This window comes from Roseibacillus persicicus, assembly GCF_014651675.1.
GTDB lineage: Bacteria > Verrucomicrobiota > Verrucomicrobiia > Verrucomicrobiales > Akkermansiaceae > Roseibacillus > Roseibacillus persicicus.
In genome coordinates, this window is the sequence record NZ_BMXI01000004.1 from 183,884 (window position 1) to 202,291 (window position 18,408).

An 18,408-nucleotide genomic window follows, 5' to 3' on the forward strand; every position below is an offset into this window, starting at 1 on the left:
TTGCAAGTTCTTGAAAGTCAAAAGTCTCCTCGAAAGACGCAGCGCGCGGTCGGAGTCTCGTAGATGACGATCTCGCACAGTCCCGGCAAATCGGCCTCCAGTTTTCGCCAAAACCACGCCGCCATGCGCTCAATCGTGGGGCTTTCCAGACCAGGGATATCGTTCAAGTAACCGTGATCGAGAACCTCCAGCAAGGGGTTCATGGCGTCGGAAATTCGCTTGTGATCGTAGACCCATCCGATCTCCTCGTCGACTTCCCCCTCCACGGAAATATCGATCTTGAAGGAATGACCATGCATCTGACGACACTTGTGGTCATCCGGCAGGCTGGGCAAAGTATGAGCCGCTTCGAAGCGGAACTCTTTTGTCAATTGGGCTCGCATGGGGAAAGTGTCCGGAATTTACGCCTTCCAAGCAAGACCCGCTTCTGTTCTGCCTGCCCGCTCGCACCGGGAGTCAGAAGGGGTAGGGTTCTCTTCGCCCTCCCCTCCCGTCAGCCGATCACTTCGACTCTTCTTTCGGAGGATCCCACTTGGTGACAGCCCCCTCGGGACGGGTGGTGAACTTTTCAAACTCTTCCGGAAAGGATGAAATGGGACGCAGCTTGATGTCGCGATAGAATACCTCCGCAGCCTCGGACTGAAGCTGAATTTTCCCCTTGGTGAGGGCAACCAGGCCTTTGCCCTCGGGGCCCTTTTGCGCGGTGTCGAAAAGCGCCATGTTCGGGGTCCCGTTGACCACGAAGATTGCACGGTCACCCACGGTATAAAGCTCCAACAAGTTCCACTCGCCGTGATCATTCTCTTTGCTTGGACCATGCTGGGTATAGTTGGTGTTGGAAAATAAAGTTCCATCCGGAGAATAGACCGCCTGCTTTTGATTCAAGTAACCGTAGGGCCCGACCGGAATACTGGCCGCAGTGCCGGCAAGCGGGATGAAGTCGCCGCAATCATTCTCCTGCACTTGGAATTCCAGCGAACGCATCCAGACCTTCCAAAAGGCCCCATGCTCACCCACACAGTGGAAGAGAATCCCGCTATCCCGCTTGGTGTTCTCACGCGGCGGCCATTTCTTGTCTCCCCATTTGAACTCCATGCTCAGATGATAGTTCTCAAACTCTTCTTTGGTGCTCAATCCCGCATAGATTTCGCCACTGATATGCAGCACCGGTTGGCCGTCTTCTTCCACCACCTTGAAGACCCCCAAAGGATCTTTCCCCAAGCCAATCGCGACTCCGCTCATATGGTCGGTTCCCTCCTTATGGGTATAGCCCTCTACCTTGGTGGACTTGTGAGGAACTCCCATATAGATATCCCAGAGAGACAAGTCGGCGTCCAAGAGCGGACGCCATTCATCGGCACGGAGGGAGACTGGCAAAAGGGCCGTTAGGAGTAAAATGGTTCTCAGCTTCATCGTGGTAAAACAATCAACATTTCACCCCGAAGAAAAAGGGTAATCTCGAGAATCAGTTCATTCCTCGGGCACGACAATCGCGGGTTCGATACTGAATGTGTCGTGCGTCGGAAAATCCATAAAGCTGTCGATTACAGAGCCCTGCGTGATGAGGTGCTCGCGGTAGCTCCGCAGTTGTTCCGCATCCAGAATAGGCGCGAGCTCGCTCACCTGTTTTTCGATCTGTTGCTCTCTTTGCTTGCGCACCAGTTCTTTGACATCAATTTCGCCCCCTTCTTCCGCCGCCTCTTCAACCAAAGCCGAGAAATCAGTATCGAGAAACCCGTAGGGATTCACTTCGACACCAAACCCGTCGGAGATTCCGTTGTAGACCGCTGACATCACGCTCTCTTCCGAACTGTCGGTCTCGATCGCCAGACGTTGCTGATAGAAGTGTTCATAAATTGCGTCCCTCTGTTCTTCGCGAATCTCAATCACCGAATTCAAGCCTGCCAACTTCTTCAGTGCGCCGGAGTCAGCCAAGCGGTGCTGTTGCTTCTTCTCGCTTTCTTCCCAAACCTCCTTCTGTTCGGGAGTCAAGAGCTCGGACATCAGGTCGTTTAGTCCCTTTCCCTCCAAATGCTGCATCGCCTTCAGATTCTCCATCGGATCCTCTTGATTGACATCACCACCCATCAATCCCCCCGCCAGCTGGACCTGCTTGGCAAAATGCTCTTCCAAAAGGCCGATTTGGTCGGGCGACAGGTTCATCTCCTTGGACCATTTCTCGATCAGCCTGGTGGCCTTGGCCTCATTGCGCTGAGTCATGGCATCGCGCATTTGAGCCATCATTTTCTGCGTTTCTTCATCATCAGCGTGACCAAATGAGACACTTGGTGCCGAAGCTTCCGTAGGCTCCGATTTGCTGCCGAGCGGGGTTGCGGGCCCTTCCTGCTCCGCGCTCTTTCTGACAAAACCTTCACTGGCGGTGGCCTGACGTTCCTTGGTCTCTTCGCTTCCCGCGGGGCCTTGGGACGGATTGCGCAAGAGTAAGACGACAGCCAGAATGACCACGAGGGTCCCAAGTCCGACCAGGAGAGATGATTTTTTCATAAGCACGAGCTGTTTCAGCGATAGCGCTTAAACCGCTCGTTCCAGAACAAACTTTCAAGAAGCCATCACCGCTGAAGGGGAGCCTATCTCTACCGCGAAGTCTATTCAATTACCGAGAAACCCGATTCGGCTTCCAATCCGATCACCACTGCGAAGTTGGGATTTGTATCACTTGCCCGTATTCCGGTCAGCCGAACTCGACTCCCTTTGGACTGATTGAGCTTCTCCGCAAAAGGCCGATTGGACAAAGCCCCACCTACAGGAAAACGCCCGACGATGGCGTATCCATCTTGAAAAAGAAGGTAGACGAAATCCCCGTTTTTTCTGAAATCCGCAAAGGCTCCTTCGAAGATCACTTCTTCTCCCTCACTGACTCCCTTCAGCTCCTCGAGGTCGGCAAACTGATAGACCTTTTCCTCAGGCTCTTCGGGCTGAAAACGAATGTCGTCGATTGAACTTACTCTCAGCCAAACTCCACTTCCCCTGGCCATCTTTCCGCTGTCGACCTGAACCGTTGCCGACACAAAGACCTCTTTCCCAACGAACTCGTCCCAATCTGCGCGCTGAACGGGCGTTTCGCTTTCGGTGTGCCTGAAAACGACAAAGGGTTGATCGCGCCGGTCACCAAAGTCCAAATACCACAGGGTCCCTTTTCCTCCACTTTGGTTACTTTCCACGACTTTGCCGCGAAAGGAAATGGCCTGCCCGTCCAGTTGCTTGAGCTGAGCCAAGTCCTTGGGGGTGAAATAGGGGCGGTCCGGGTCGGCGACCTCCTCGTCATCGCCAAAGAGATCAATCTCCCCCTCGAGCGCTTTCTCCTCCATGACAATTGGGCGATTGCGCGGTGCGGCGGCCCCTGGTGATTCTGCCTCAGTCTCTGGTTCGGGAACCGTCTCCTCCACTTGGGCGAGCTCGACCGGAGCTTCACTTTCCCCGTCTGAGGGTATCTCAGCCAATTCTATCGAATCTTGCACGTCTTCGTCGGCGCTCGCGGCCAAGGCACTCGCGGCTGGCTCTCCCGTCGCCTGTTCCCGAACCAGCTCTTCAGACTGAGGTTCCTCTCTGGTTTGCGGAGCCTCTCCTTCAACCGAGAGCTTCTTCTCTTTCGAAAAGCTGAAAAGAAACCAGCATCCCACCCCAAGCAGCACGAAAAGGGCGGCGAGACTTCCCCACAGCAAGCCCCCGTCACTCCCTGCCTGCGCGCTTTTCAGTGGCGTGATCGGAGCCGTTTGAATCTCTGGCGAGCGCATCGCCGGCTCTGCAACGGATGCCGCAGCAGGAAATCGTTCAACCAACAGACGCAGCGCTTCTTCCTGATCCACCCTTGGAACAGTCATTCCCCCCATGGCGCCAAAGTAACGCAAAGGCGAAAGAAGTAGCATGGTGTGTAGACCGCCGGAATCATCCCGCGCGATTAGAATCTCCTCCTCCCGCAACTGAATCGCAGACCGCGCTTCCTCGGGCAAGGCCTGCAACACCGAGCGCACCTGCGCTTCGAATATTTGCCCATCTCCCGGCGAGAAAACGTTTTGCTCGTGGGCCTCGTCCAGCGACTTTCCTTCAATCCATTCCGTTACAAAAAAAGGAGTGCCATCCAGCTCGTCGAACCCACCTCCGAGGATTTTTTGCAAGTGAGGTATCTCAAGGGCTTTCATCCACTCCAATCCCTGTTCGAAACGACTCTGATTATCGCCCTCCCTTTCCCTCAGTTCTTCTAACACCTCTTCTTCCAAGAAAAATCGGCGCAAGGCTACGAGATGTCCGGTTTGCCTCTCGAAGGCTTGAAACAGCACTCCATCAGCATCCTGATAGATCATTTCTTGGATCTGAAAGTCACTTGCCACTCCCTACTGACTAGCGCAAGCATTCGGAAGTCACAAGTACACAAGACTTCCCATTACCTGCTCCGGAAAAATCACTCGTCTTTGCGCTTTCCATTCTCGCTGAAGTTTCCAGCCTTTCTCCCACTCCATGCCTGCTGCCCAAGTCCTCATTGATGGTCCCTCCGAACTGGTTTTCGACTACGCCATCCCGGAGAGCCTCACCGTGGTGCCAGGTCATCGGGTCCGTGTTCCCCTGCGCAATCGCCCGGCTTCGGGAACCGTTCTCCGCGTGCACGAACCCGAGGAGATGCAGTTCGACCTGCGCCCCCTCGAGTCCCTCATCGACCCCGACCCGCTCGTCACCGCCGGCCTCCTGAAGCTCGCCGACTGGATGGCGGGCTACTACGGCACCCCGCTGGAGCACATCATGCGCTCCTTGTTGCCCGAGGCTGTCCGCCAGGAGAATCACTCCGAAAAGACCATCAAGCAGGCCATCGCCAGCGACCCCATCGACCCCGAAGCGCTCGCCAAATTGCAAAAGCGCGCCCCCCGGCAGCACTCCATCCTGTCCATCCTGCAAGCGGTCGGAGCGGAGGGGATGCCGGTCACCCAGTTGGGCGAAGGAGCGGCCGGACCAGTCAAAGCCTTGGCCGAAAAAGGCCTTCTTACCATCAAGGAGATTGCCATTCAGCGCGACCCGGATGGCGACGAGGTCTTTCTCCCCGATCTCGAAAAAACACTCAATCCCGAGCAAAGCGCGGCCTACGACATCATCCGGGAAAGCCTCGAAACCGAAGGCCCCCGCAAACCTCTCCTCCTCCACGGCATCACCGGCTCCGGAAAGACCGAAGTCTACCTGCAAGCCACCCGGGCTGCCCTCGCGGCGGGAAAATCGGTCATCGTTCTCCTGCCCGAGATCTCACTCACGCCCCAGACCGTGCAACGCTTCAAGTCCCGCTTCAGTGACGATCCCGAACTGGTCGCCGTTCTCCACAGCACCCTGACCCAGGGAGAGCGCTTCGATGAGTGGCACCGCATTCGCAAAGGCAAGGCCCGCGTGGTCATCGGAGCACGCTCCGCTATCTTCGCCCCTCTGCCCGACCTCGGGCTCATCCTGGTCGACGAGGAGCACGAGACTACTTACAAACAAGAGAATCCACCTAAATACCACGGTCGCGACCTCGCCGTGGTGCGCGCCCATCTCGACGGTGCCACCGTCGTTCTCGGCTCCGCCACTCCCTCGGTCGAAAGCTACTACAACGCTATCACCCCACTCAAAAAACCCAATCCTCAAAAACTCAAAAACCAAAACTCAGAAGAACAAAATCCAATCCATCCTATCCATCCTGGGCCCAAGGACAAAGAACTCAGCGAAACCTCTGAGTCTCCGCGCCTCTGCGTCGAAAAAAGCGAAGAGCCTTCGACCAAATACCAACTCGTCACCATGAACCAGCGGGCCGACGGTCAAGCCCTTCCCCTCGTTCGTATTGTGGACATGCGCAACGAGCCCAAGAAAGGCGGCCCGCCCATCCTCTCCCAGCGCCTCCGCCATGCCATGGACCAGAAGCTCGCCGCCGGAGACCAAATCATCCTCTTTCTCAATCGCCGTGGCTTTGCCCGCTCCCTGACCTGCCCCACCTGCGGCCACACCTGCGAGTGCGCCCATTGCTCCATCCCGGTGACCTATCACCGTGCGGAGGAACGCCTCATCTGTCACCTCTGTGGCTACCAATCCATCGTCCCGCGCACCTGCCCGAAGTGCCAGGACCCCGCCATCCGTCTACAAGGTTATGGCACGGAGAAAGTCGAAGAAATCCTCCGCAAAGTTTTCCCCAAGGCCCGCCTCGCTCGTCTCGATGGAGATACCGTGCGGAAAAAACACGTCCTCAAGCGCACCTTGGGCGAATTCAAGGCGCGCAAGATCGACATCCTGTTAGGGACCCAAATGATCGCCAAGGGACTGGACTTCCCCAACGTCACTCTCGTCGGCGTCCTCAATGCTGACCTCTCGCTCAACGCGCCCGACTTTCGCGCAGGAGAGCGCACCTTCTCCCTCCTGACCCAAGTTGCGGGCCGGGCGGGTCGGGGCGAAATGGAGGGCGAAGTCTTCATCCAAACCTTCGTCCCTCACAGCCCTTCCATCCAGTTCGCACGCCACCACGACTTCCAGGGCTTCGTTGAGCAAGAGCTGGAATTCCGCGAAAAGTATCACTTCCCGCCTTTTTACAGCATCGCCTTGTTATCCACCCGTAGCCGCCACGAAAAACGAGCCGAGTTCACCCTCCAAACCATCCACCGCCGCCTTTCCGAAGACCCACCAGCCGGGATGGAGATCGGCCTCCCCAATCCCAACCCCATCACCCGCGCCCACGACCTCCACCGCTTTCAACTCCTCCTGCGTCACCGCAACCCCCGCACCCTCACCAAACACATCCACACCGTCCTCTCCAAACTCCCCATCCCCGAAGACGTCATCCTCGTCACCGACATCGACGCGCATGATTTCTCGTGAGTTAGCTCTTTCACAAAGCTCCTCGAGCGTCGAATAGACCCAACAAGACAAGCCGACTACCTCAAACCCAGCAGATCAGAAATAACTCACTTTTTCACCGTCTGCCCGGTTCACGGCTGACCTCGCTGGCTTCTCTAAAGCCATGCCAATCAATCAAACCGAATTTTCGACTGTTCTCCAAAGCAGAAGAAATCTTTTGAGAGCAGAGACTTCAAGAAAACAGAATCCCGGCCACGAACTCTCTCACCGCACGGGGTGGTTCGGGTTCTTTGCGGGTGAGGACGGCGAGCTTACGGGTGGGTGACCCTCCCACGTCGAGCCTTTGGAGTTTGGAGGAACGTCGGAAAGCGGAGAGCGCGCGACGTGGGACAAAGGCGACTCCCATGCCGAGTTCGACCAGCTGCACCATCACATCGAAGCTGTCGAGTTCCATCGCCGGAGAGACCTCGACTCCTTTTGTTAGAAACCAGTTTTGCAGCACAAGCCGACTGGTCGACTGCGCAGGCGGAAGGAGCCAGCGCTGTTTGACGCTCCAAGTTCGCAGCGAGGGTTTACGCCTCAGATTCGCATTCGACTCCTGGAGTGAAATCAGAACGAACTCATCCTCAAACTGATGACTCACCTCCAGGTCCTGCGGGATCTGGGGCGGCAGCGGCACGATACCGACATCCAGCTTCGCCGATAGCACCCCACCAATCACCGCTTTGCCACGGGGATGGGAGAGTTCGATGCGGGTTTGCTCCTCGGTCTTGTTCGAATGAAAGAGTCCAGGCAAGTGAGCGAGAGAAAGACTGCGCGACACCCCCACCCGGATGACCGGAAGTTCGCCGAAACAGTCTTCGCGAACTTTTCGCAAAGCCCCTTCCAGGATGTGGGGCATGGCTTCAGTTTCTCTCAAGAGAATTTGACCGGCAGCGGTGAGAACCAGGCTGCGGGTCGTTCGGTCGAAAACGGTAAAGCCCAGTCTAGCTTCGGCTTCTTGAATGCGACGACTCAGGGCACTCTGCGAGCCCCCGGTTTGCCGAGCAGCGCTGGTAATCGACCCCGCGTCAGCCACCCTCCGCAGCAACTCTAACAGCTCCAGATCGATGCGCGGCAGACTTTCGTTATTCATGCAAAAACTGCATCAATCAATCGCAACTCAACCCTATCTACCAGTACTATTCACGGACATCGTTTCTCCATGGCAGACGAAACCGACAAAAATCCGCGCAATGCCCCCGGGTCATTCTTCAACGATCTTAGCTGCATCGACTGCGGGCTTTGCCCGGAACTCGCACCCAACGTCTTCAAGCGTGATGACGAAGAGGGCCTGAGCTACGTGTGGCGCCAGCCCGAATCGGCAGACGAGATTCGCGCCGCCCACGAAGCCATCGAAGCGTGCCCGACCGAGTCGATTGGGCACTCTGTCCAGTTGGCGGGAAAGTGAAACGACGAGTTCACTTCCATGCAATTCGCATTATTGTCAGGAAGGCTTAAATAACTTTTAAAATTTTATTAGCGAGAGCACCGTTCACCACTTGAGTAACTCTCACCCTCAAAACACTGGAAACAAGAGGATTGCTAGCGTTTCACCGGAATACACTCGGATAGCGTTACCATAAATTTATTTAAACATTTTATGAAAATTCATATTCTTCACGACGTTCACCCACGTCTTGAAGACAATCGTTCATCATCTCGCATTCACCTGCTGTCTCCTGCTGCAAGCTTGGGGGCAGTCGGTGCAATGCGATTTGGTGTTCGAGCTCAATTGGCGGGGCGAGCGCTACCAAGTGGGCACTGAGCGCGAAGGGCGTCGAGTCAGTCGCTGTGACTATCTCCTCTCGCAGTTCGCTCTGCAAAAAGAAGATGGCTCCTGGATGGAAGCGGACTCCTCCTTGATCGCCTTCATTTCTCATGGCGAGGCTCGCACTCGTTTTTCCTTGGGGACCATTCCGGAAGGCCGCTTTCAAGCTCTCCGTTTTGTCGTTGGTCTCGATGAGAACACCAATGCCTCCGACCCGAACCGCTATCCACCCGAGCACCCCCTCAACCCCCAGCTCAACAACCTCCATTGGACTTGGCAGAGCGGATACATCTTTTGCGCGCTGGAGGGTCACAGCGAGCAGGACCTCGGCTTCCTCTATCATCTGGGCAATGACTCCAACGCCACCGAAATCGTTTTGCCTCTGGAGCTGGATCTCGAGGGTGCCCAAACGCTCTCCCTAAGTCTGGATTTGGCAAAAATTCTGGCGAGTCCACGGCTCGATATCAGAGAGACCACCTCCACCCACTCCCGCCCCGGTGACCCTGTCGCCACCACCTTTTCCCAGCTTCTCGGTCAAGCCTTCACCGTCGACGCCATCACTCCGGGCATCTATCATTACCCCCAGGCGAACAACCCACTTCACCCGAATCAACAACCCACTGCGGAACCGGCGATCCAACGTCACTTCCCTCAACCCGATTTCCCTGCCGACAATCCCCTTACCTATGAAGGAGTGGCCTTGGGCAAGGCGCTCTTCTTCGACCCCATTCTATCCAAAGAGCGCAACATCTCCTGTGCCAGTTGTCACCAACCCGAGGCCGCCTTCAGCGACGCGGGCTTGGCCTTTTCCGAAGGTCATCTCGGAGGAAAGAGCACCCGCAATTCCATGCCGCTCTTTAATCTCGTCTGGCATCGAGAGATGTTTTGGGACGGACGGGTCCAAACTCTCCGGGAGCAAGTTCTTCATCCCATTGAGCATCCCGACGAATTGGCCCTGCCTCTCACGGAGGCCCTGCAGCGGCTCAATGCCAACCCCGAATACCCCACCACTTTTGCCAAGGTCTTTGGAAAATCCGAAATCGATGGCGACCTCTTGGCGAAAGCCTTGGAGCAATACTTGCTGTCCCTGATCTCTCAGGAATCGCGTTTTGACCAAGCGATGCGCGGGGAGGTCGAGCTGACCGCTGAGGAGAAACGGGGCTTCGAACTCTTCATCACCGAGCATGACCCTGACAACGGCTTGCGGGGCGCCGACTGTTTTCACTGTCACGGGGGCGCGCTCTTTAGCAATCACACCTTCGCCAACAATGGCTTGGACCGCACGTTCTCAGACCTGGGCCGGGCGGCCGCAACTGGGCTGGAAAGCGACCGGGGCAAGTTCAAGGTACCCAGCTTGCGCAATCTCACCCTCACTGCGCCCTACATGCACGACGGACGCTTCGCGACCCTGGAAGAGGTGGTGGAGCACTACAACTCCGGGGTTCAACGTTCTCCCACTCTAGACCCGAATCTGGCCAAACATCCCGAGACCGGACTCGACCTCACCGAAGCGGACAAGGCGGCTCTCGTCGCCTTCCTCACCACTCTCACCGACCACCAATTCCCAAACCAGCCATGAAACGTTCCACCCTTTTCGTTCTTCCTCTTGTTTGGCTTTCCCTTCTGACCAAGGTTTCGGCGGACGCCAACATTCATGCCGAAGACGATCTTTTCTGGCAACAAGCCGCATCGCTTCTTCCAAACTACACCGCGCCCCCAAGTGCGCCCGCCGTCTCGACCCGCGCTGGAAAATGGGGTCCCGTAATCGACTGGCCGCACACCCCCGTGACCATCGCGGTTCTCCCCAACGGCAAGCTCCTCACCTACGCGGGGCAAGAGCCCATGACCTGGCCGGGCACCGCACACCAGACCAACTGGGCCCTCTGGAATCCCGACAACTGGCAATTCGCCAGCGACCTCTATCAAGGCCACGAAATGTTCTGTGCGCATCCCGTGATGCGGACGGACGGCATCCTGCAGACAATGGGAGGACGCTTCACCATCGAGCACTCATCAACCTACGACTGGCGCTCGAACTCCTGGAACAAGGTCCCCGATATGAACGGGAAGCGCTGGTATACCACCGCGGTGGCGCTCTCCGATGGTGATGTGGTGACCTTTGGCGGCCAAGGCAGCCCCAACACCGTCGAGCGCTTTGACCATAACAACCAGCAATGGAATCTGCTCAGCGGCATCAACTGGCAGCCGATCTCCGGCGCCTCGGGATTCGAGAGCAACGGCTGGCCCTTCCTGATGGTGGCTCCCGATGGCCGCCTCTTCCACTTTGGCCCCACCGACACCATGCATTGGGTCGACGCCAGTGGAAACGGTTCGCGCACCTCGGCCGGGGTCACAGTGCCAGGAAATCACTACCCTCACGATGGCGGCATTGTGATGTATGGCTCGGGCAAATACCTCATCGTGGGAGGAGCCGCCAACCCCAACTCCTCCACCGCGAGCAAGCTTTGCTACACCGTCGATCTCAACACCACACCTCCCACCGTTCAGACCACCGGCTCGATGGCCTTTGCCCGCAGTCTTCACAATATCGTCTCGTTGCCATCCGGAGAAGTGGTCGCCATTGGGGGAAATACCACTGGCCTTCGTTTCTCCGATGGAGGCTCCATCTTGCCGGCCGAGGTCTGGAACCCGGCCACCGGCACCTGGCGCACGCTGTCCAGCATGGCCATTCCCCGCAACTACCACTCCACCGCCGCGCTGCTCCCCGACGGACGGGTCTATTCCGGAGGAGGCGGCTACCTCTCTAACAATGCGACGAGTTCGGCCAACCATCCTGACGCGCAAATCTTCACTCCTCCCGCCCTGCTCGACGCCAGCAACAATCCCATTGCCCGCCCTACCATCAAGGAGGCTCCCGAAGCGGTGGCGCTGGGTTCGGTCTTCGAGGTTTCGGCTAGTGCTGGTCTCAATCGCTTTTCCATGACCCGCATGATCGCCATCACCCACGGCGTCACCTCGGACCAACGCTTTCTCGATATTCCTTTCACCGAGACCTCGCCCGGAACCTATCAGCTCATCTCCCACCCTAACAAAGACGTCATGGTTCCCGGCTACTGGATGCTCTTTGCCACCCAAGCCAATGGAGCTTACTCCGAAGCGAAAATCATTCACGTCAAAGAGACTTCGGATTCCGACACCAGCGGTCTCATGGCCCAATACTTCGACGGCACCAACTTCCAAACCCTCAAGGAGACCCGCACCGATGCCCTCATTGATTTCACTTCCACCTCGAACTCGCCCCTTCCCGACTTGGTGGGCAATGGCACCTACTCCGTTCGTTGGACGGGTTGGATCATTCCCGATTATTCCGAAGACTACACCTTCTACACCCAGTCAGATGACGGGGTCCGGTTGTGGGTCGACAACCAGCAAATCATCAATAACTGGAATAGTCACTCCTCCACCGAAGACTCCGCCACCATCGCCCTGCAGGGCGGGGTTCCGGTGCCCATCCGCCTCGATTACTACCAGAATATAAATGACTCCACCATCCAGCTGAAGTGGTCCAGCCCCCGCACCAGCAAAGCCATCGTTCCTTCGGGGGCCTTGCGCTCGGTCGAACCTCGCAACGAGGCGACCATCGCCTCCCAGAACCGACACGAGCTCTACATCGATGGTCAGCTGACCCAGTTGGGCCTGAACTCCAGCAGCGCGACCACCACTTCCTTCTCCGACGAGACGCACCGGACGATTGCCATTCATGTCACCGACGTCATTGGCTCCACCGGCTTGCTTGGGCACTTGCGAGTCAATGGTGAGATTCTCACCACCTCCTCGGATTGGAAAGTCTCCCACACCGCCCCCTCCGACTGGGAGCAGCCTGAATTCGATGACTCGGCCTGGGCCTTTGCCACCGAGCACGGGGACCTCGCCAGTGCGCCTTGGGCCCCGGTTTCCGGCTTTCCCAAAAGCTCATCGGCGAAATGGATTTGGTCCTCCGACCTCAATAATCGCAACGGACTCTATCTGCGCATCAAGGTGGGAGAGCTCTCCCTCGCACACCAGCCACCTGCCAACGCCTTTCTCAATACCACCCTCAATCACTCGGTCTCCGCGAGCGGTGGCGTCCCCCCTTATACTTTTTCGGTAGAAAACCTTCCCCAAGGTCTCACTCTCAACCCGAGTTCCGGCCTCATCACCGGTCAACCCACCCTGACGGGCACCGGCACCGTGATTATCACCGTCACCGATAGCGAAGGTCAGCAGGTGGCGAGCACCCAGCCTTGGACCATCCACGGCAGTTTGCTTTTTGAAGAAGACTTTGAAAGTGACGACGGTGGCTTCAGCTATCGCGATGACGCCTTTCGATCGACGAACAATCCCGCCTACGCAAAAGGTTCCAACTCCATTCAAAGCCGGGTGGGTGGCGACTCCTTGCAAGCGCTCTACACCTTCGAACAAGGGTCTGTAGCCAATACGGTCTATGATCTTTCCGGAAACGGCACCCCTCTCAATCTGACCATTGCCAATCCCTCCCTGACAAGTTGGAACGCTGATGGCAGCCTGTCAGTCACAGGAAACACCCTCATCCAAAGCACCACCGCCGCGAGCAAACTGCACCAAGCCATCACCGGCAGCAATGCGATGACCCTCGAAGCCTGGGTTCGCCCACAAAACCTCACTCAAGCCGGTCCCGCCCGCATCGCCACGCTATCGAGCACGACCAGCTTGCGCAACTTCACCGTGGGGCAAGAGGGACGCAACTATCACGGCCGTCTGCGCACCCCACAGACTTCGACGAACGGACTCCCCGGGGTGGAAACCACCTCCAACCCCGCCGCGCTCGCCTATCAGCACGTGGTCTACACCCTTTCCAACGGTGTTGGCCGTCTCTACGTCGATGGTGACCTCGTGCAGACTGCCAGTGTGCCTGGTGCGCTTTCCAACTGGGACTCCTCCTATCGCTTTGCCCTCGCCAACGAACTCACTCTCAACCGTCCCTGGTTGGGCGACTACGACTTGCTCGCGGTCTACAGCAAGGGCCTGACTGCGGCGGAGATTGCCACTAATTATCAGGCCGGACGCGCGGGTTCACCCCTCCGCGATGGTCGGCTCCATGTCGAACTCGGTGGCGTCGACACCACTACCCGCTCGGGGATGTCGGGAGCATGGGAGCGCACAATCCAATTGCCCCAACCGGGAACTGTTGTCATTTCTCCCCAATGGAGGCTCGATGCCAGCACTACGCTGGATAGCGATGAAAGCAGCGAGGTCCTCGTTTCCCTGAATGGTCAGCTTCTGGGATTGAATGGGAACGACTATCTCATTCAAAACACCGGCGGCGGTGACTCCGGCTATCAAACCTCCACTGTTTCCTCAGCCATCGTGCCTGCGGGAAACCACACCCTGCGTCTGGGGGCCTATCTTTCCAAAAAGAACGACCCAAGCGAGACCGCTCACTTCGAGCTCGAGTCGCTTCTCGTCACATTCATTCCCGACGAAAACGAAGCTCCTACCCTGAGCGAGGTTCCGGATCTCACCCACACCGAAGGGACCTCCATTAGCTATCTGGTCAGTGGTGCGGACGCGGACAATGACCCGCTCACCTACCGCGCAACGGGTCTTCCGGCGGGACTCGCCATCGATCCCAACAGCGGACGAATCACGGGGCGGCCTACTTCGCCGCAAAGCTACACTCCCATCGTCACGGTCTCCGACCCCGATGGAGAACAGGCCGCGCGCACCTTTAGCTGGACAATTCATCCCATCATCGACCTCCCAGAGACCTTGACCAGCCCCAGCCAGTCCGGCTCAGCCACGACCTTCAACGTGGGTGCAACGGGTGGCACCAATGTCACCTATGCTTGGAACTTTGGAGACGGCACTCCAGAGGTCACCACCAGCGCTTCGTCCGCCAGCCACGTCTTCAGTCAACCGGGCCGTTACACGGTTTCCCTGACCGCCACTGATGCCAACGGCGATGCCGTGACCCGGCGTCTGACGCACCTGGTTCACCCCGCTCTGACCGCCAGCCGCCCCCGCAATACCCAACCTGTTATCACCGTGGTCAACGGCACGAGCGAACAGATCTGGAACGTCAATCCCGACCAAGATACCGTCAGCGTCTTCGACCTTCCTAGTCGCAGCAAGCTTGCGGAAATTCCCGTCGGGGACTTTCCCCGCACTCTCAGCCTCGCTCCCGACGGTCGGGTCTGGGTCTCTAACAAGACCTCGTCAACGCTCTCGGTCATCGACCCCAACGACTACAGCGTGGTCACTCGCGTTCTTCCCCGTGGTGCCATGCCTCACGGAATCGTGCACAGTCCCGACGGAGCCAGCGCTTGGATCGCGTTGGAAGCTCTGGGTGAAGTGGCGAAGCTGCATCCCACCACCGGCGCAATCCTGTCCCGCCATCCCGTGGGGGACTTTCCCCGCCACCTCGCCATCAACCACGATGGCAGCCGACTCTACCTGCCGCAGTTCATCTCTCCCCCTGCGCCGGGTGAGTCCACGGGAACCCCGGATCTGAGCACAGCGGGTGGGTATGTGACCGTCATGGAAACCGCCACCGCCAACATTCTGACCCGCACCCGCTTGCAAGCTTCCACCGAAAGCGATTTCGCGGGTGGCGGACGCGGCCTTCCCAACTATCTCGGATCACCCGCTCTCTCTCCCGCTAATGATTCGGCCTGGATTCCCTCCAAGCTCGACAACATCGAGCGGGGCGTGCTGCGCGACGGGCTTCAGCTGGACCACCAGAACTCGGTGCGCTCCATCTCCTCCCGTATCGACCTTTCGACTAACAACGAGGATTACCTAAGCAGAATTGACCACGACAACTCGGGGCTCCCTTCCGCCGCAATCTATGGTCCCTACGGGCTTCATCTCTTTGTCGCCTTGGAAGGTTCGCGCGAAGTCGCGGTCGTCGATGTTTACGGCGGGCAGGAACTCTTCCGGCTGAATGTCGAGCTCGCCCCCCAGGGTCTCGCGCTTTCCCCCGACGGACATACTCTTTACGTCCACAACTTCATGAGCCGTTCCCTCACTTGCCATGATCTCTCCGCTCTCGTGGAGCATGGCACCGAGGCGGCGCCGACTCTGGCCACACTGGATGCCACCAGCACGGAAACTCTTCCCGCTCAGGTCCTGTTGGGAAAACAGTTCTTCTACGACTCCGAGGACGACCGACTCAGCATGGAAAACTACATGTCCTGTGCCTCCTGCCACAATGAGGAAGGACACGATGGCCGGACCTGGGACTTCACCGGATTTGGCGAGGGACTACGCAACACCATCGACTTGCGCGGCCGGGGCGGAGAAGAACACGGCCCCTTGCACTGGAGTGCGAACTTCGACGAGTTTCAGGACTTCGAAGGACAGATCCGCAGCTTTGCCAAAGGAACTGGACTTCTTTCGACGGGAACTCCCCACCCAACCCTGGGCTCGCCGAACGGAGGTCGTAGTGAAGACCTTGATGCCTTGGCTGCCTATCTCTCCTCTCTCACCGAAGTTCCTCAATCCCCTCATCGCTCCAACGGAGGCGAGCTGACTGCAGCTGCCCTCACGGGGAAAGACCTCTTCCTTTCCAAGGGCTGTGCCGATTGTCACAGTGGATCCGCCTTTACCGATTCCGGCTCGGCCTTCCACGACATCGGCACCATCACCGCCGCCTCCGGGCAAAGGCTCAATGGTGCGCTGCCGGGATTCGACACTCCTTCTCTTTTAGCTTCATGGGCTGGTTCGCCCTATCTGCACGATGGCTCGGAAAACACTTTGGCCGGAGCCATCACTGCTCACGAAGGGGTCAGTGTGACGCCTGCGGAACTCGAGTCTCTTGTCGCCTACCTGAATCAGCTGGAAGAGAATCCAGATGAAATCCCCGCGCAGTCCCTCGCCCTCGGAGGCACTCCCGCCCCCGTTCCCGGCCGCATCGAGGCGGAGAACTACGACACCGGCGGTCCTGGAGTCTCATATAGCGATACCGACCCGGAAAACTTTGGAGCCAACTTTGGCGAAAACTTCCGTGCCGAAGGGGTGGACCTGGAAGCCTCCCTCGACACCGCCAACACCCCCGCCATCGGATGGATCGAAGATGGCGAGTGGACCAGCTACACCGTGGCCTTGACCCCCGGCACCTATGACTTGGCTGCCCGGGCTGCCAGCGAGCTGAACATTCCGGGCTCGATTCGAGTTCTGTTAGACGAGGCAGTGTTGGGCGAGATCGACATCGACTCCACTGGTGGCTGGTATGCCTGGGAAGACTTTGTCCTGCCCAATCTTACGATTAGTGAAGGCGGAACGGCTGTGCTGCGACTGGAGTTTCAGGGAGCGTCCTTTAACCTAAACTGGATCGAATTCCGGGAACCCGGCAGTGGGGGTGGCCCCGGCGAAACCGAGGACGACCAGACTCCCTTCGGCGGCCCTGCGGCACTCATACCCGGACGGGTAGAGGCCGAAAACTTTGATGATGGCGGGCCCGGAGTGGCTTACCTCGACTCGGAGGAAGAGAACTTCGGGTTCACCTACACCGACCTCAACTACCGTCCGGGTGGAGTCGATATCGAGGCTTCCTTTGACAGCCCGTCGACCCCTTCCGTCGGTTGGACCGATCCCGGGGAATGGATGGAATACACCGTCGAAGTCACCCCGGGCACCTACGACCTCAAGGCCCGGGTTGCCAGTGGCTTCGCGCTTCCGGGTGGGCTTTCGGTCGAACTGAACGGTCGGGCGCTCGGCACCTTCGAGGTCACTGGCACCGGGGACTGGTATCAATGGGAAACCGTTACCATCCCCTCGGTCGAAATCGTCGAGACCGGTCTTCAAGTCCTGCGACTGAAGTTCACGGGACAAGCCGGATTCAATCTGAACTGGATCGAAATCGGCGAAGGAGCCGGCGAGCCCCCTGTTCCCGAAGGGCAAAATCCATTCGGAGGAACCGCCCACCTCATCCCCGGACGGGTGGAGGCGGAGAACTACGACTTGGGTGGACAGGGAGTAGCCTACTCCGATGCTGAAGAGGCAAACTTGGGCGGAGCCTACCGCACGGAGGGCGTCGACATCGATCCCTCGGGCGACACGGAAGGCGGCTATAGCGTGGGCTGGTTCGACGATGGCCAATGGATGGAATACACCGTGCAAGCCCCGACTGGAATCTATCAGCTGAACATGCGGGTCGCGAGTGCCGAGAGCGTGGTGGGTGATGTTCGCGTGACCCTCGATGGAGAAGAACTCGGGATCATCGATGTGCAATCCACCGGCGGGTGGGCCAATTGGATCACCCTTTCCCTCCCCTCAATACCCATTGCCAGCGCTGGTCAAAAGGTGATCCGATTGGAGATGATTGGCGACGCGGTCAACCTCAACTGGTTCGAGTTGGTGCGCACCGATGCCTTGACCAATCTCAGCGCAATGTCCTTTCAACAGGTGGGGCTGGTCGTCGAGAGCAGTGTCGACAGCGACGGCGACAACAGCAGTAACCTTGCTGAGTTCGCGTTCGGCTCCCACTCGGGACAAGCGAACAGTCAACCGGTCATCCCAGTGACAGTCGATGAAGAGGGGCGCTGTTGCCAGACCGTCCCGGTAGCTGTAGGTGGAACCTTGGGGAGAAATACTTACACCGCAGCCGGACTGGTCTACACCTTCCAAGGCTCCCGTGACTTGGCGAACTGGGACGAGCCGATTCACTTTGTCGACAATCCCAGCGGACTCCCGACTCCGCCCACTGGCTACCACTATCTCACCTATCGCCTCGCCGACCACAGTCTCGAGAACGGCTACCTCCGCGTTCTGGTGGACGAGGAGTAGAACCCCTTTTTTCA

9 protein-coding genes are annotated in these 18,408 nt (G+C 58.0%); 4 read left to right on the plus strand and 5 right to left on the minus strand.

What is annotated here, in order from left to right:
- Positions 1-17: 17 nt before the first annotated feature.
- From queD to IE099_RS06450, 4 genes are all read right to left on the minus strand, one after another.
- Positions 18-383, minus strand: coding sequence for a 6-carboxytetrahydropterin synthase QueD (queD, locus tag IE099_RS06435; RefSeq protein WP_189568485.1), 366 nt, complete (start codon positions 381-383; stop codon positions 18-20).
- Between the two features lie 118 nt (positions 384-501).
- On the minus strand, positions 502-1,413 hold the full coding sequence (locus IE099_RS06440) for a 3-keto-disaccharide hydrolase (protein WP_189568488.1): 912 nt from the start codon (positions 1,411-1,413) through the stop codon (positions 502-504).
- A 57-nt stretch (positions 1,414-1,470) separates the two neighbouring features.
- Positions 1,471-2,505, minus strand: a complete 1,035-nt coding sequence (locus IE099_RS06445) for a hypothetical protein (protein WP_189568491.1) — start codon at positions 2,503-2,505, stop codon at positions 1,471-1,473.
- 101 nt (positions 2,506-2,606) lie between these two features.
- Positions 2,607-4,349 (minus strand): serine/threonine-protein kinase, encoded by a 1,743-nt coding sequence (locus tag IE099_RS06450; protein ID WP_189568496.1) that lies wholly within the window; start codon positions 4,347-4,349, stop codon positions 2,607-2,609.
- A 127-nt stretch (positions 4,350-4,476) separates the two neighbouring features.
- Here IE099_RS06450 and priA point away from each other — a divergent pair, with 127 nt between their 5' ends.
- On the plus strand, positions 4,477-6,840 hold the full coding sequence (priA, locus tag IE099_RS06455) for a replication restart helicase PriA (RefSeq protein ID WP_189568499.1): 2,364 nt from the start codon (positions 4,477-4,479) through the stop codon (positions 6,838-6,840).
- A gap of 211 nt (positions 6,841-7,051) precedes the next feature.
- On the opposite strand, the gene IE099_RS06460 is transcribed toward priA, so the two are convergent.
- Complete coding sequence (locus IE099_RS06460) at positions 7,052-7,954, minus strand: LysR family transcriptional regulator (RefSeq protein WP_189568503.1); 903 nt, start codon at positions 7,952-7,954, stop codon at positions 7,052-7,054.
- Positions 7,955-8,023: 69 nt separating this feature from the next.
- On the opposite strand from IE099_RS06460, the gene IE099_RS06465 reads away from it, so the two are divergent.
- The 3 genes from IE099_RS06465 (at position 8,024) to IE099_RS06475 (ending at position 18,394) form a co-directional block, all read left to right on the plus strand.
- Positions 8,024-8,269, plus strand: coding sequence for a ferredoxin (locus IE099_RS06465; RefSeq protein ID WP_189568506.1), 246 nt, complete (start codon positions 8,024-8,026; stop codon positions 8,267-8,269).
- Between the two features lie 229 nt (positions 8,270-8,498).
- Entirely contained in the window at positions 8,499-10,208 is a 1,710-nt protein-coding gene (locus IE099_RS06470; protein WP_189568509.1) for an MbnP family protein, read from the plus strand.
- Positions 10,205-18,394, plus strand: coding sequence for a carbohydrate-binding protein (locus IE099_RS06475; RefSeq protein ID WP_189568512.1), 8,190 nt, complete (start codon positions 10,205-10,207; stop codon positions 18,392-18,394). The genes IE099_RS06470 and IE099_RS06475 overlap by 4 nt, the downstream gene beginning before the upstream one ends.
- Positions 18,395-18,408 lie beyond the last annotated feature (14 nt).

Excerpts from the sequence above, each read along its gene's own strand:
- IE099_RS06465 (WP_189568506.1), top strand. The coding sequence starts at position 8,024 with ATGGCAGACGAAACCGACAAAAATCCGCGCAATGCCCCCGGGTCATTC.
- IE099_RS06475 (WP_189568512.1), top strand. The coding sequence starts at position 10,205 with ATGAAACGTTCCACCCTTTTCGTTCTTCCTCTTGTTTGGCTTTCCCTT.
- IE099_RS06445 (WP_189568491.1), bottom strand. The coding sequence starts at position 2,505 with ATGAAAAAATCATCTCTCCTGGTCGGACTTGGGACCCTCGTGGTCATT.
- IE099_RS06460 (WP_189568503.1), bottom strand. The coding sequence starts at position 7,954 with ATGAATAACGAAAGTCTGCCGCGCATCGATCTGGAGCTGTTAGAGTTG.
- queD (WP_189568485.1), bottom strand. The coding sequence starts at position 383 with ATGCGAGCCCAATTGACAAAAGAGTTCCGCTTCGAAGCGGCTCATACT.
- priA (WP_189568499.1), top strand. The coding sequence starts at position 4,477 with ATGCCTGCTGCCCAAGTCCTCATTGATGGTCCCTCCGAACTGGTTTTC.
- IE099_RS06440 (WP_189568488.1), bottom strand. The coding sequence starts at position 1,413 with ATGAAGCTGAGAACCATTTTACTCCTAACGGCCCTTTTGCCAGTCTCC.